Raw genomic sequence first — 13634 nt, 5'->3', positions numbered from 1 at the left:
TCAATCCCTCATCAAGGCGGTGACCCGCGGCAGCCCGTTGTGGGCGGCGCTGTTGTAGTTGAGCAGGCGCGACAGCTCGTCGGCGCTGCGGCGTACCTGCAGCAGCAGTTCGTTGTAGTTGATGTGGCCGACCTGGGCGGTGGCGATGGTCACTCCTAAGGCGGCGACGATGCTGCCGCTCTGATCACGCACCGGGGCCGCCACCGTGGAAATGCTCGGCTCGAAGAACCCTTCGCCGCTGACAAAGCCGCGCTGGCGGTCGGCCTGGACCATGTCGAACAGCGCCATCACGGTGTTTGGCGTGCTGGGGGAGTGCTGTTCCAGGTGTTCCTCCGGGTACAGCTCGCGCAGCTCGGCCAGGGACAAATCCCCCAGCAGCACGCGGCCGAGCACCGTGGCGTGGGCCGGCAGGCGGGTGCCGACACTGACCGCGCTGGAGAACACCGAAGGTGGCGAAACCTTGGCCACGTAGACGATCGAGCGACCGTCGCGCACCACCAGGTTGCTCGGGTAGTTGAGGCGGTCGCACAGCCGCGCCAGCAGTGGCTGGCCCAGCTCGGTGAGCTCCAGCGACGCCAGGTATTCGAAGCCCAGGCGCAGCACCGACATGCCCAGGCGGTATTCATTGCCGCTGCGGGTGACGAAACCCATGGTTTCCAGGGTGGTCAGCAGACGGAAGATGGTCGAGCGCGGCAGGGCCAGGCGCCGGGCCAGCTCCGGGGCAGTGAGGGTGCGGTTGCTGCGGCTGAACTCGCACAGCAGCAACAGGCCCCGTTCCAGGCCCGGGACTATGTATTTGTCCTGAGGGTCCTTCAGCGGATCGGCGTCGTTCATAGGGGTCTACCTGTCAGGGATTCTTCGATGGCGCAGGCCAGGCGGCCCGCCACCACCAGCGGTTGTTCGACGGGGCTGGCGTGGCCCGCGTCGGCGATCAGGTTGAAGCGCGCGCCCAGCGCCTTGGCCAGGGTCCGGCAACCCTCGGCCGGGGTGATGCGGTCGGCTGCGCCGCAATGCACTTCGCAGGGCATGCCGGGTGGGCCATGGCGCAGCAGATCGTCGCCGCACAGCAGCTCGATGGCCTGGCGATACCCGGCAGGGTTCAGCCGCGCCATGTTCCAGCGCACCCAGGCCAGGGCCTGGGGCGTGGCGGAGGGCGAGAGCATCTGGGCGCTGCGCTGTTCGGCCAGGCCGGCGATGCCCAGGCGCTCTAGCGTGTCCAGGCGTTGTTGACGCACCTGCCGGCCCTGCTCGGCCAGCGCTGGCGCGCCGTAGCCCCGGGCCGGGCTGATCAGCAGCAAGCGGCTGACCCGCCGGGCCTGGGTGCTGCGAGCCAGGGCCAGGGCCGGCAACGCGCCCAGGGAGTGCCCCACCAGCACGCATTGCTCGATCTGCAGCGCATCGAGCATCTGCAGCAGCCGGGCGGCGTAGTGCTCGGCTTTCGGCGCGGGGGGTTCCAGCGGGCTGGAGTCACCGTAGCCGGGCGCGTCCCAGGCAATGACCCGGGCCTTGGGCGCCAGGTGCTGTGCGACTTCCAGCCAGGAGGCCGCCCCGGAGCCGATGCCGTGCAGCAGCACCAGCGCCGGCCCCGCGCCGCCTTCACGCAGGGCCTGGCGGCCACCGCTGGCCGTCACCAGGCGCTGGGGAAAGTCCCGGGCCAGCTGGGCTTTCAGGTCCGCCGTCGCTGCCGGTTGAGAGAGGCCTGGGAACATGGCCTTACCCGCGCTTGATCGAAGCCAGAGGGTGCTCTGGCGGGTAAGTCGGGGTGATCGGCTTCTTCGCGCCGAGCATCACGCACATCAGCGCGTCTTCATCGCCTATGTTGATCTCCTCGCGGTACACCCCCGGCGGCACCGACACCAGGTCACGTTCGTTGAGGATGGTTTCAAAGCGCTCGCCGTCCTTTTCCAGCACCAGCTTGAGCCTGCCGCGCAGGACGAAGAACACTTCCTCCACATCAATGTGCAGGTGCGACGGGCCTTCGTGGCCGGCGGGGATGACCATGGTGGAAAAGGTGAAGTGCTCGGCCGGGACGGTGTTGCTGTCGTTGCTGACTCCGGTGCCGCCGGTGCCGATGTAGCGCATCTGCGCGCGGCGGTACTTGGGGTCGTAGTCGGCCTGGAACTTCAGCGCATCCCAGTCGTACTGGCGGGTTGCGTAGCGGGCGATGCGCGTGTTCATCCAGCTTTCCAGGCTGGCCCCGGCCGGGCGTTCCCAGCTTTTGGCTTGCGAGTTGGCGGATAGATCGGTCATGGCAGTCTCCATTCAGGGCATGACGAACCCGCCGTTGACCGGCAGGGTTTGTCCAGTGATGAAACGGGCAAGGTCGGACAGGGCGAACAGCACCGCGCCGCTGACGTCCTCGGGCAGTTGCGGGCGTTGCAGGGCGCGCTGTTCCAGGTACAGGCGATGGCGCGCCTCGGGTACGTAGGCGGTGGCTTCCACTTGCACCAGGCCCGGGGCGATGGCGTTGACGGTGATCCCGTCGCCGCCCAGCTCCCGCGCCAGGCTGCGGGTCATGGCGATGATCGCGCCCTTGCTGGCGACATAGGCCAACAGGTTCGGCGCGCCCCACAGCGGCGTGTCCGAGGCCAGGTTGACGATGGCCCCGCGCCCGCTGGCGCGCAGGGCCGGCAGGCAGCCCTTGGTCATCAGCCAGGTGCCGCGCACGTTGACCTGCATCACCTGATCCCAGGTTTCCAGGGTCAGTTGCTCGCAGCTCTTGCCCCCGGAATGGGTTATCGAGGCGTTGTTCACCAGGCCGTCGAGGCCACCCAGCAGCTCCACGGCGGCGTTGATACAAGCGTCGATGGCGTCGGGGTTCGCCAAGTCCAGGCTCAGGGCGCGGACATCCAGGCCCTGGTGGCGCAGGTCGACGGCGGCCTGTTGCACCCGCTGCTCCAGCACATCGGCAATCACCACCCGGGCTCCGGCGCGGGCGATGGCTTCGGCGAAGGCGTAGCCCAGGCCACGGGCGCCACCGGTAATCAGGACCCGACGGTCCCGCAGCAGATCGTTTGGGGTGTTCATCATTGGCTACTCAACATGGCTTTGGGCAGGTAGTGCAGGACGCGTTTTTCCGCCCAGACCACGGCGCCGTAGGCGATCACCCCGATCAGCGTCAGCATGACGATGGCGACGAACACCCCGGCGGTGTTGCCCTGGCCCTCGGCGTCCACCAGGAGGAAGCCCAGGCCCTGGTTGCCGCCCACCAGCTCGCCCACCGTGACCCCGATCACCGCCAGGGTCGAGGCGATGCGCAGGCCGGAGAACAGCGCGGCCATGGCCGAGGGAAACTCCACCAGGCGGAAGATCTGCCAGCGGCTGGCGCTCATGGTGCGCACCAGATTGATCATGTCCGGGTCCACGGTGCGGATCGCCGACAGCACGTTGATCATCACCGGGAAGAACACGATCAGGATGGCGATCAGGATCTTCGGGTAGACGGTGTAGCCCAGCCACATCACGAACAGCGGGGCGAAGGCCACCTTCGGCGCGATCTGCAAGGCCAGGATGTAGGGCGAGAGCACCGCCTCGGCGGTGGGCGACAGGCCCAGGGACACGCCGATGGTCAGGCCCAGGAAGGCGCCGAGGGCGAAGCCGACGATGATTTCCAGGGCGGTGACCAGGGTGTGCTGCCAGAGGTTGCCGGTCTGCCACATGATCAGGCTTTCCTGGGCCACGCGGCTGAGCTTGGGCATGACAAATTCCGGCATGCCCAGCAGGCCCGGGCCCCACTGCCAGAGCAGCAGGAACACCAGCAGCAGCGCGGCGCTGCCGAGCACGGAGTGATTGAGGGTTTTCATCCGGGGTTGTACCTCGCGAGGGGCGGCGCTCATTGCGCAGCCACCGGGCTGTCGATGAACTGGTTGGTGTAGAGCTCGTCGAGCCTGGGTTCCTGGCTGACGATGCCTTCGCTGACATAGAACTGGCGCACCTGCTCCAGGCGCTGGGGATCGATGCGCCCCAGCACCTGTTGACCGGCATAGACGTGCTCGACATAGAGCTTGAAGATCCGCTCCAGAGCATCCTCCTTGCCGGCGTAGGCCGGTACTGCCTGGGCGAAGGTCAGGGCCGCGGCGCGCGGGTCCTGGATGATGTCGCGCATGCCTTGCAGGGTGGCCTGGACCACCCCGCGCACCAGTTCCGGCTGGTCGCGGATCGCCGTGTCGGAGGCGAGGATCGCCTGGGCCATGCTTTCGAAGATCTGTTCCCGGGGAATCAGTTGCACCTTGATCCCGGCGTCCTCGGCATTGATCACCCAGTCCGGCACCGCGGCCATGGCCTGGGCCTTGCCGGCGGAAAACAGCTGCCAGACCCCGGACGGGCCAGCGGCCTGGATGTCCACATCGCTCTTGCTCAGGCCGGCTTTGCGCAGGGAGGCAAGCAGCGCGTAGTAGGTGGTGTCCGAGTAGGACATCACGGTCAGGGTCTTGCCCTTGAGGTCGCCGATGGCCTTGATCCCGGCGTTTTGCGGTGTGGCGATCAGGGTCACCCCGCCGGCCCCCAGCAGTGCCACCGCGCGCACCGGAATGCCATTGGCCCGGACCACGATCGGGGTGTCGCCGATGGCGCCGCCCATCAGCGCGTTGCCGGCGCCGATCTGCTTGGCCACGTCGACCCCGCCCTTGGCGGCGATAAAGGTCAGGTTGAGGTTGCGGGCGGCGTAGTAGCCCTTTTCCTTGGCGATGATCCACGGCGCGAACGCCGGCAGGTTGGGTGGCGCCGGCAGCAGGTAGGTGACCTCCTGCGGGGCGGCCAGCGCGCCCTGCGCCAGGGTCAGGCCGAGGGCGACAGTAGCGGTGCGGCCGAGTCTTTGAAGCAGCGACTTGAGCATGGGTACTCCTGAATCGGTTGCGGCCCGTGAGGGCCTTGATCAATGCAGTTCGAGGTCCTGGCCGACTTGCAGCAGCTCCATCAGACGCCCCACCAGCGGGCCGATCTCCGGCAACTTGCGGCGCTCCAGGGGGTTGTCCCGCAGGGGCAGGTCGACGCTGATTTCCTCGACGATGGTTCCCGGGCGGGCGCTCATGACCAGCAGCCGGTCGGACATGGCGATGGCTTCCACCAGGTCGTGGGTGATGAACAGCGCGGTCTTCCCGGTGTCGGCCAGCATCCGCGCCATGTCCTGTTGCAGGATCATCTTGGTCTGGGCGTCGAGGGCCGAGAACGGCTCGTCGAGGAATAGCACCTGGGGGTCGATGGCCAGGGTCCGGGCCAGGGCGGCGCGCTGGCGCATGCCGCCGGACAGCTGGAACGGGTAGTGCTCGGTGAAGCCCTTGAGGTGGCAGCGTTCGAGCAAGTCATTGGCCACTGCTTCCCGGGCGCTGGCCGCCACGCCCTGGATCTCCAGGCCCAGCTCGACGTTACGGCGAATGCTGCGCCAGGGCATCAGCAGGTCTTTTTGCAGCATGAAGGCCACCCGGCGCACCGGCCCGGTCACCGCCTCGCCGCCCACCAGCACCTGGCCTTCGCTGGGCAGGTATAGGCCCGAGCCCATATTGAGCAGGGTGCTCTTGCCACAGCCGGAAGGGCCGATGATCGACACCACCTCGCCGCGGCGGATCTTGAAACTCACGTCACGAATGGCAAAAGGCGCGCTGGACTGACCCTTGCTCGGAAAACACTTACCGACTTTGCGAAATTCGATTTCAGTCGGTGCCAACTCTTCCTGAGGAACAGGGGTATTCCATTGCGGCACGACGGCGTACATCTCTTTCACAGCCATTGGGATAGTTCTCAAGTCTGTTTTATAGGTGATACGTCGTTTAGTGCATGAACAATGCCAGTGAATTTAAGATTCGGTTTTAAGTTATAAAAATCGTTATTAATCAGTTACTTGTAATAAGTAATTTGATTTTTGCTGTGTTTTATATATGAAACGATGTTTATTATCTGGCACGAAACTGCCCAACACTTGGAAGTGGCTTGGGAAGTTGCGAGAGAAGAAGGCTTTGCGGGTAACGGGAAAAACGCGATAAATGCCTTGTTTGTTTTATATATGAAACATGGCACGCGCCAGTCAGCGGCTCTTCATATAAGAGCATCGGCACCGCAATGATCTATTGCCGAAAGTATCGGGGTGCAAGACGTATCGGGTTACAGCCAGAAGGTTTCATGCCGCTCCTGGAAGTTGTGTATTTCACCCTGCTCCAGCAACTGGCGAATCCACGGCCCCAGCAGATCCAGCGAGCTGTCCAGAGGCGCGGGCCGCTGCCAGCGCAGCGGCACCCGGGCAAAGCGTTGCTGGTTGGCGCTGACGTTCTCCAGGATCTGCCGGTCCTGCTTGAGGATCACCTTGAACAGCGGCTGCAGCACGCCGCGTTTGAGCCAGCCCGGCAGGCGGCCCTGGGCTGTGGCGATGCGGGCGAACAGCCGCAACTGGCCCTCGGCGGCCGGGCTCAGCCAGGCGCTGACCAGCAGGTTGAGCCGGCCCTGGCGGTCGCGGTATTCGATTTCCGCCAGCCCCGGCAGGCGAAAGCGCCCCATGCTCAGGCCGCGTTCGCCTTCGAACAGCCGGGAAATCAGCCCGGATTGGGTGCCTTCTTCGCTGTACTGCGCTTCAACCCCGTCTTCCAGCCGATGCACCCAGGCACGAATGCGCTGGCGCTGGCGATCGTGGCGAATCCAGCCGGCGTGCACGAAGTGGGTGTGGAAACCGTCGAGGAAGTTCTCCGCGGCGTCCTGCAAGCTGCACTGCACCCGGTCGCTGATCCAGAACACATCCAGGGCCTGGGCCTGTTCGGCGGCGGCTACTGGCGGCTCTTCCGGCCGCTCGCTGGCAAGGCTGGCCCACACCAGCCCCTGGGCTTCGCAGCTGTGCAGCGGCTGCAGCAAGGGCTGGCTGCAACGCTGCTGCTCCAGCCCGGGCAGTTGAGTACAACGGCCCTGGGGATCGAAGCGCCAGCCGTGGTAGGGGCACTGGATCTGCCCGTCGCGCACCCGGCCGGCGCTCAGCGGCGCAAAGCGATGGGGGCAGCGGTCCGGTAATACGGCAGGGGCGCCCTCGGCGTCGCGAAACAGCACCAGCGGCACGCCGTGCAGGGTGCAGGCCAGGGGCTGCTTGTGCAGTTGCCGGCTGAGGGCGACGGGCCACCAGCCCGAGTGACTGTTCACAGTTTGAGCTTCCTCATCAGCGGTACGCCGATCCGTTGCAGCAGCATCCCCATCAGTTGCCACACCAGCCTGCGCGGCCAGGGCAGGTGGGCGACGTGGATCAGGCTGTATTCGATTTCGGGCTGGCCACCGCGCAGGCGCTTGAAGGCGGCGGCGCCGGAGCTGAAGTTGAGCACCTGACGGCGGTTCACCGCTTCTTGCAGGCACAGCCTGGTCAGTTGCCGGTACAGCCCGGCGCGCTGGGGCAGGGCGGTGTCGTAGCCAACGATGGGCGTGCTGATCAGCGCGCTGTTGGCGAACCAGCCCAGGGCGCCGTCGATGCGTCCCTCGGCGTTGCGCAGGGCGCGCACTTGCAGCCAGCCTTCGGCTTGCCCGCGTTGCAGCCATTGGGCGCTGTAGTGGGGGTTGAGGCGGCTGTATTTGTCCAGGTACAGCAGGTTGTACAGCTGCTCGATGCGCTGGAAGTCGGCTTCGTTCAGCTGGCTGCCGGGCACCACCGTATACGGGCTGCGACGCAGCAGGGTGGCATCCAGGCGGGTGTTGTGGTGGCGCAGGAAGGCTGAATTTTCGCCCTCGCGGCCGTCGAACAGGTACACCTGGCGGCTGGGAATCGCCAGGTAGCCCAGGGCTTGCAGGCGCTTGCGCAGGGCGCGGTTGCTGAAGTCGTTGAGCGAGCGAAAGCCAAAGCCGTGGTCGGGAAACGCCCGGCGCAGCAGCTCGGTGATTGCCGGCAAGTCTGCGCCGTCCCAGTCGGCCGGGTACAGGTTGGTGGACAGCAGCCAGTTGTTGACCTGCACCAGCCGGTCGACCTTGGCCGCGCTCAGCAGCCGGTCTACACCCTGGGTCAGCAGCTTCAGCGGCCGGGCCAGCCAGGGCCGTTTCAGGCGCTGCAGTTCTTCCCGGGCATAGCCGCTGTAGGCGGTTTGCGGCGACACCACGTAGCAGTTATCCACAGGGTCGTGGCCGTGGTTGATGCTCACCGGGAACTGATGATGGCCGGTGTCCAGCAGGGCCAGGGCGGTGCTGACGTTGCCGATCAGCGCGCCGCCGGCGCAGGTGCGCACGTACTGCCGGGCGTGGCTGTCGTCGGCGCTCGGGGGCTCAAGGGCCAGTTGCTCGGGCATCCACAGCTTCATCGGCGCGTTGCCCCCAGGGGTTGGCCGTTCCATTCGATATCGGCGGTGGAGGCGGCCAGCAGCCCGCAGCGGCGGGTCAGGGCGCGGCCGATGATCTCGCTCAGGCTCAGCAGTTGGGCGGTCAGCGGGCCACGGTCGCCGTCCTGGACGATCACGTCTCGGGCTTGCCGGTAGTCGTGCCAGAACGCCCGGCTCAAGGCCCGTTGCGGCGCGGCCAGAAGCAGCATGGCCAGAGCGATCATCCTGGGTTCCAGGGTCGCCTCCAGCGCAGCGCCGGCTTCGCTGCCCAGCGCCGCTACCAACGGCACGCGCTGGTCGTCGAACAGGTGCACGCCGCTGGTGGCCCTGGGGTTGCACTCCAGCACGTGGAAGCGGCCGTGCGGGTCCTCGATGAAGTCAAAACCCACCTGCCCGGTGTAGCCGGTGGCCCGGCCGAACTGCTCCAGGAAGGCGCGGATCGGCGCCGGGGCGCAGCTGTGAAAGTAGATTCCCGAGCCACGCCCGACCCGGTAGCGCGGCTGGTAGCTGCTGTGGGCGCGCAATTGGCCGTCCACCAGCACGCTGAAGCTGCAGTATTCCTGGCCGGGGACAAACTGCTGGGCCACCCAGGGCGCCTCGCTGCTGGGCCGGACTTTCGCCAGTTGCGCCGGGCTCGGGCGGATCAGGGTCTGGGAGGCGAAGCGCGAATAGGCCGGCTTGAACACCAGGGCATCGTGCTCGGCGGCCAGTGCTTGCAACGCGGCCGGGTCATGCAGCACTCGGGTCGGCGGCGCGGCCACGTCCCAACCTTGGGTCATGGCGGCGAAATCGCCCTTGTGGTGCAGGCGGTGCAGCAGCTCGAAATCGCTGGTGAACACCCGGCACAAAGGTCGCAGGCGCTCCAGGCCGTGGGCCAGGTAGAACACCTCTTCGCAGGTGGGCAGCAGCAGGTCGATGGCCTGTTGGCGGATGACCCCGGCCAGGGCCTCGATCCAGGCATCCGGGTCGTGGCGCGGCTCCGGCAGGCGCACGAAGTGCTCGGCGGCGCGGCTGAAGCGGCTCAGGGGCTGGGCCAGGGAATCGGCCACGGTCACCGTCCAGCCGGCTTGGCTGAAGGCCCGGGCCCACTCCAGGCAGGCCGGAGCCCGGGCGCCGAGAATCAATACACGCATGGCAGTCCCTCGGGTAGTTGCAGCATCAGCAGGCGGCGTCTTTTCGTCTGTGGCGGCGGCGCCTGCCAGTGGCCGAAGCTCAGCTGCGGCGCCTGCAGCCCCTGTTGCGCGCAGAGCTCGGCGAGGGCTTCGCTCAAGCGTTGGCACAGCCCGTGGTAGTCGCCCGAGGTGCGCAGGTTGACCTGCCAGAGCAGTCCGCGCTGGTGGATCTGGTATTCCTCAAGCGCCGCCCCGAGCATCAGCAGGGCCCGGCGCAACAGGTCGGGGTAGAGCGGTGCCAGCTGCTGGCCGTCGAGCCGCGGCAGCCAGAGGATCTCGTCGGCGCGGCCTTCCACGGCGGCGATGGCCCGTTCCGCGCGGCCACAGGGGCAGGGCGCGTCGGCCACTCGCAGGATGTCGTTGAGGCGATAACGCACGATCAGCTGCGTACGCCGGGAAAAGTCGGTGATGATCGGCTGAAAGCGCGTGCGCTCAGGGTCTAGCCACTGCGGCTCGATGTGCAGGTGGCTTTCATTCAGGTGCAGGGTGCCGGCCTCGCAGGTGTAGCCGAGGAAGCCTTCGCTGGCCTGATAGATCTGCCGGGGCTTGAGCCCGAAGGCCTGTTGCACCACTTCGGCGTCAGTGCTTTCCAGCACTTCGGCCACCGACAGAATGTGCCGGGGGCGGATCGTCAACTGCCCGGCCAGGGCCGCCTGGGCCAACCCGCGCAGCACCGTGGCCGGGGCCACCAGCACGTCCGGGTTCTGCTGGTTCAGGCGCTCCAGGGAGGCGCTCAGGCCCAGGGTCAGGTCATGAAAGGCGAAGTCGATGCGGCGGCTGGCCAGGGTGGTGTACAGGCGGCTATTGGCCCGCAGGAAGAAGGCGATCCGCAGCGGCGCCAGCCAGGGGCACAGCAGCCGGGGCAGCAGGGCCCGGGGCAGAGTGCGGGCCAGCAGGATGCCGGCCCAGCGCTGGCGTTCCGCGCTGCTGACCAGGAACACCCCCTGGGCCCCCGAGGTGCCGCTGGACAGGCCCACGGTGATGTCCCCCAGGGTCGGGCTGAAGTCCCGGGAACGCTCGGCCTGCAGGGCCACCGGCAATACTTGTTCCAGGCTCAGGGCGCGGGTGTTGTAGCCGGCGAAATCGCTCATCAGGCTGGCCTTGTCCATGATCGGCAAGCTGTGCAGGCCATCGTGGGTCAGCCCGTTGAAGCGCTGGCCACGGGGCATGACCCGCGCCATGAAGTGCTTGAGGCGTCGGGCCTGCCAGGCTTCCAGGCGCTCGCGGCGACGAAAGCGCAGGGCGTAGCGGCTGAACACGAAGGCGCCGATGCTGCGCAGGGTGCCCAGCAGGCGTTCACTGTTCATGGGCGAACGCCTCCCAGGCCTGGGTGCAATGGGACGGCAGCACCGCCACCGCCGGTTCGCGGCGGATCAGCTGGCCCAGGCCTCTGTAGGTGCGCACATATTGCTGACGGTCGGCGCTGGCAAACCACAGTGCCGGGGCGGCGGGCAGGCGTTCGGCGCGGCAGGCCGGCACCGACCAGCAGGCGTCGGCCACCAGGAACACCGGTCGGCCCTGGGCATCGGGGATGAACAGGCCCAGCTGGCCTTCGCTGTGCCCGGGCAACGGCACGCCGATCAGGCTGCCATCGCCGAACAGGTCCAGGCCCTGCTCGAAGGGTGCTATCCAGCTTGGCAGCGCACAGCTGGGGCTGGCTTCGGCCAGGCGCAGGCGGGCGCTGAAGTCGTCCGGCAGCAAGCCCGGCAGATGGCCGCCGAGGGTGGCGCGCCAACGCTGACCGCGCAGGCTGTCGATATGCCGGTAATCGGCTTCCAGGGCAATGAAACGCGCGTTGGCAAAGTCCCGCAGCCCGGCGATATGGTCGGCGTGGAAGTGGGAAATGATCACATGGCGGATATCCCCCGGGCCGATGCTCAGCTCATGCAACTGCGCCCCCAGCTGTTCGGCCACCGGCAACTGCACCGGCACCGCACTGCGGTACAGGCGCTCGGGCAGGGCGCGGGTGGCCTGGAAGAAGTGCTCGGCGTAGCCGGTGTCGTACAAAATCCAGCCGTGGTCCGGGTGCTGGATCAGCCCGCACAGGGCCGGAAACTGCACCGGCGCCAGGCGCCCGCCACGGTCGGCCATGCATTCCAGATGCTGGCACCAGCCGGCCCGGAGGATCTTCAAACTCACGCTGCGGCTCATGCTCGTTGCCTCTGTTGGGCCAGCCACCATTGGGCGTGCTGGGCGATGCCCTGGTCCTGGCTGATCACCGGGCGATAGCCCAGCTCGCGCTGGATGGCGCTGATGTCCAGGGTCTGACTGAAGGCCAGGACGCCGGCGCCGTAGCGGGTGATCAAGGGTTCGGCGCCGTTGCCCAGGCGCGCCTTGAGCTCCAGCAGGTGCGCCACGCCGTGCACCAGGGGCCAGGGCAGGCGGCGGGTGCGCAGCGGCAGCTGGAAGTGCTCGGCCATCTGTTGCAGCAGGTCCTTGAAGGCCAGCGGCGTGCCATTGCTCAGGTTGTAGACGCACAGCGGGCGCGGCAGGGGCCGGGTCAGGGCCAGCCACACCGCGTGCACCAGATTGTCGACGCAGGTCAGGTCCAGCTGGGCCTGGCCGCCGCGCATCAGCGGAATCGCCCCGCGCTGCATCACCCGCAGCAGGCGCGGCATCAGGGTTGCGTCCCAGGGGCCGAACACCGCCCGGGGGCGCAGGATCACGCACTCGGGCAGCTTGGCGTCTGCCAGCAGGGTTTCGGCCTGGGCCTTGCTGCGGGCGTAGTCGTTCACCGGGTTTGGCAGCGGCTGGTCTTCGCGGATACCCAAGCGGTCGCTGAAGTCGAAGTACAGGCTCGGGGTGGAGATGTGCACCAGCCGCGGGATGCGGTTCTTGCCGCAGGCGTGGATCACCTCGGCGGTGGAGTCGAGGTTGGCCCGGGCAAACGCCTGGGGCGACCCCCAGGGTGAAGACAAGGCGGCGCAATGCACGATGGCGTCATGCTCGCGGCTGGCGTCGGCCAGCAGGCGCTTGGCCAACGGGCTGCCGTGCTCCAGCGGTAGCCAGCGCACCGGCGCCGGGCTGTGGGCAATCACCTCGGCCGCTGCCTCGGGGTTGCGCCCGCTGAACTGCACCTCACAGCCTTCGGCGGCGAGCTTCCAGACCAGATGCCGACCGATAAAACCGGTGCCGCCGGTGACCAGGATCTTCATCAAAACTCCAGGATCATGCCGCCGAGGGACAGGCCCGCGCCGGTGCCGATCAGCAGCAAGGTGTGTCCACGTTGAATGCGCCCGTCGCGCACCGCGATGTCCAGGGCGGTGGGCAGCGAGGCCGCCACCTGATTGCCGTGCTGGGCAAAGATATCGATGACCTTGTCCGGCCCCAGGCTCAGGCGCTTGGCCGCATGCTGCATGGCCTGCTGGCTGGCTTGATGAGGGATCACCCAGTCGATCCGTGCCAGGGGCAGCGCGGCTTGCTGCAGCAAGTCGTCCAGCAGCTCGGGCAGGTGCTTGGCCGCCAGGCGGAACACGCCCTTGCCCTGCATGGCGAAGCTGGTCAGGGGCTCGAACGGCACGTCGATGCGCCGCGGATGAAAGCGCGAACCGCCGGCGGGGATCTGGCACAGCGCCGCGCCTTCGGCGTAGGTCTTCAGGCGCGAGGCGAGGAGCTTCTGCCCGCCATGGCCCGGGCCCAGCACCACCGCCGCCGCGCCGTCGCCGAAGATGCCGCAGACTTCCACCTGCTGCCAGTCCAGGCCGCAGGAAGCGATATCGGCGCACACCAGCAGCACGCGCCGGTAATGCCCGGCCTGGATCGGCCAGGACAAGGTATCCAGAGCGGCGATAAAGCCCAGGCAACTGGCGTTGATGTCCATGGCCGGAATGCCCGACTGCCCCAGGCCCAGCTCCCGTTGCAGCAGCGCGGCGTTGCAGGGCATGCCCTGGTCCTGGGTGCCGCTGGCGCAGACGATCAGGTCCAGCTGGCCAAGCTCCAGGCCGGCCGCCTGCAGGGCCTGGCGCGCGGCACGGGCGCCGAGGCTGGCGGCGGTGTCCGCAGGATCGGCGACGTGGCGCTGCTGCACCCCGCTGATGCGCGCCACGCTACCGGCTTCCAGGCCGAGCTGACGGTCCAGCTCGGCACTGCTGACCACCCGCTGCGGCAGGGCGTGGCCGGTGCCGAGGATGGCCAGGGCGCGGGCCGGGCGGGGGGAGGACGCTGATGTGTGCATGCAAATTCCGTGTGTGGGGCG

At 67.5% G+C, this 13634-nt stretch carries 14 protein-coding genes; all 14 read right to left on the bottom strand.

Annotated features, from left to right (window positions below; translation table 11 throughout):
• The 14 genes from DWF74_RS15390 to DWF74_RS15325 all read right to left on the bottom strand — a co-directional run bounded on the left by DWF74_RS15390 (position 1) and on the right by DWF74_RS15325 (position 13613).
• Positions 1-834, bottom strand: a complete 834-nt coding sequence (locus tag DWF74_RS15390) for an IclR family transcriptional regulator (protein WP_102862340.1) — start codon at positions 832-834, stop codon at positions 1-3.
• Positions 831-1709 carry an alpha/beta fold hydrolase gene (locus DWF74_RS15385; RefSeq protein WP_102862339.1) on the bottom strand — a complete coding sequence of 293 codons (879 nt, stop codon included), beginning with the start codon at positions 1707-1709 and terminating at the stop codon, positions 831-833. Before DWF74_RS15385 ends, DWF74_RS15390 begins: the two co-directional genes overlap by 4 nt.
• A gap of 4 nt (positions 1710-1713) precedes the next feature.
• Positions 1714-2250, bottom strand: a complete 537-nt coding sequence (locus DWF74_RS15380) for a cupin domain-containing protein (RefSeq protein ID WP_060845001.1) — start codon at positions 2248-2250, stop codon at positions 1714-1716.
• A 12-nt stretch (positions 2251-2262) separates the two neighbouring features.
• Positions 2263-3030: an SDR family oxidoreductase gene (locus DWF74_RS15375; RefSeq protein ID WP_374704515.1), complete on the bottom strand. Its 768-nt coding sequence runs from the start codon at positions 3028-3030 to the stop codon at positions 2263-2265.
• Entirely contained in the window at positions 3027-3803 is a 777-nt protein-coding gene (locus DWF74_RS15370; protein WP_115581236.1) for an ABC transporter permease, read from the bottom strand. The genes DWF74_RS15375 and DWF74_RS15370 overlap by 4 nt, the downstream gene beginning before the upstream one ends.
• A gap of 29 nt (positions 3804-3832) precedes the next feature.
• The gene (locus tag DWF74_RS15365) at positions 3833-4834 is read right to left on the bottom strand and encodes an ABC transporter substrate-binding protein (protein ID WP_115581235.1); all 1002 of its coding nucleotides are present in this window, start codon (positions 4832-4834) and stop codon (positions 3833-3835) included.
• 39 nt (positions 4835-4873) lie between these two features.
• On the bottom strand, positions 4874-5710 hold the full coding sequence (locus DWF74_RS15360) for an ABC transporter ATP-binding protein (protein WP_162884164.1): 837 nt from the start codon (positions 5708-5710) through the stop codon (positions 4874-4876).
• 386 nt (positions 5711-6096) lie between these two features.
• On the bottom strand, positions 6097-7113 hold the full coding sequence (locus DWF74_RS15355; RefSeq protein ID WP_115581234.1) for an aromatic ring-hydroxylating oxygenase subunit alpha: 1017 nt from the start codon (positions 7111-7113) through the stop codon (positions 6097-6099).
• A complete protein-coding gene (locus tag DWF74_RS15350; protein WP_240321939.1) occupies positions 7110-8282 on the bottom strand; it encodes a hypothetical protein in 1173 nt (390 codons plus the stop codon). The genes DWF74_RS15355 and DWF74_RS15350 overlap by 4 nt, the downstream gene beginning before the upstream one ends.
• Complete coding sequence (locus DWF74_RS15345; RefSeq protein ID WP_115581232.1) at positions 8246-9400, bottom strand: ATP-grasp domain-containing protein; 1155 nt, start codon at positions 9398-9400, stop codon at positions 8246-8248. The genes DWF74_RS15350 and DWF74_RS15345 overlap by 37 nt, the downstream gene beginning before the upstream one ends.
• Positions 9388-10746, bottom strand: a complete 1359-nt coding sequence (locus DWF74_RS15340) for a F390 synthetase-related protein (protein ID WP_115581231.1) — start codon at positions 10744-10746, stop codon at positions 9388-9390. Before DWF74_RS15340 ends, DWF74_RS15345 begins: the two co-directional genes overlap by 13 nt.
• Complete coding sequence (locus DWF74_RS15335; protein WP_102862331.1) at positions 10736-11590, bottom strand: MBL fold metallo-hydrolase; 855 nt, start codon at positions 11588-11590, stop codon at positions 10736-10738. The genes DWF74_RS15340 and DWF74_RS15335 overlap by 11 nt, the downstream gene beginning before the upstream one ends.
• Entirely contained in the window at positions 11587-12594 is a 1008-nt protein-coding gene (locus DWF74_RS15330) for an NAD-dependent epimerase/dehydratase family protein (protein ID WP_115581230.1), read from the bottom strand. Before DWF74_RS15330 ends, DWF74_RS15335 begins: the two co-directional genes overlap by 4 nt.
• Positions 12594-13613 carry a beta-ketoacyl-ACP synthase 3 gene (locus DWF74_RS15325; protein WP_060841774.1) on the bottom strand — a complete coding sequence of 340 codons (1020 nt, stop codon included), beginning with the start codon at positions 13611-13613 and terminating at the stop codon, positions 12594-12596. The genes DWF74_RS15330 and DWF74_RS15325 overlap by 1 nt, the downstream gene beginning before the upstream one ends.
• Between the last annotated feature and the right edge of the window lie 21 nt (positions 13614-13634).

This window comes from Pseudomonas protegens (assembly GCF_003363755.1).
Lineage (GTDB): Bacteria > Pseudomonadota > Gammaproteobacteria > Pseudomonadales > Pseudomonadaceae > Aquipseudomonas > Aquipseudomonas danubii.
This window is presented reverse-complemented; position numbering and strand designations above follow the sequence as displayed.